Source organism: Vibrio sp. 1069 (assembly GCF_033340555.1).
Map to the genome: position 1 here is coordinate 1 of NZ_JAWOWP010000245.1, position 807 is coordinate 807.

General features: G+C 48.9%; 1 protein-coding gene. It reads right to left on the minus strand.

The genetic code is table 11. The annotated features are described in order from the left end of the window. Positions 1 to 807, minus strand: an 807-nt coding sequence (locus R7040_RS25755) for an alpha-isopropylmalate synthase regulatory domain-containing protein (RefSeq protein WP_318097473.1), incomplete at both ends; no start/stop codon positions are given.

Below are 807 nucleotides of genomic sequence, written 5' to 3' on the forward strand. Positions count from 1 at the left end.
CCTTTTGCGGTTAGATCGAATTTATCTAGTACGATCTCGTAACCTGTCACGCGGTAGATACATTGGTATAGCGCATCAACCGGACCATTGCCGACCGCCGCTTCACACATTTCCGCATCACCACATTGCATCTTGATGCTGGTGGTTGCCATCACGCTGCCCGATTGCACGCTTAGGTAATTCAACTTGTAGAAGTCATCTTCTTCACGCAAGTTGGAGAAGTGCATTAGCGCTTCCAAATCGTAATCAAACACTTGGCCTTTACGGTCGGCCAGTTTCAAGAAGTCGGCGTACAGTGCGTCTAGGTTGTACTCATCTTCTTTATAACCCATGGAATCCATGTGGCTCTTCACCGCCGCTCGGCCGCTACGACTGGTTAGGTTAAGTGCTTGGTTCTTAAGACCAATCGACTCAGGTGTCATGATCTCGTAAGTGTTCTTGTTCTTTAACATGCCGTCTTGGTGGATACCTGAAGAATGGCTGAATGCATTGGCACCCACGATCGCTTTGTTGCTTTGGATCGGCATGTTGCACAGTTGACTCACCAACTTGCTAGTACGATGGATTTCTTCGTGCTTGATCCCCGTACTTACGCCCAGAAGCTCTTGACGTGTCTTGATGATCATCGCAATTTCTTCTAGTGAGCAGTTACCCGCACGCTCTCCGATACCATTGATGGTGCCTTCAATTTGGCGAGCACCGGCTTGTACTGCTGCAATTGAGTTTGCGACCGACATGCCCAAGTCATCATGACAGTGCACAGAAATGATGGCCTTGTCGATGTTCGGCACGCGGTTGAAAAGCGTT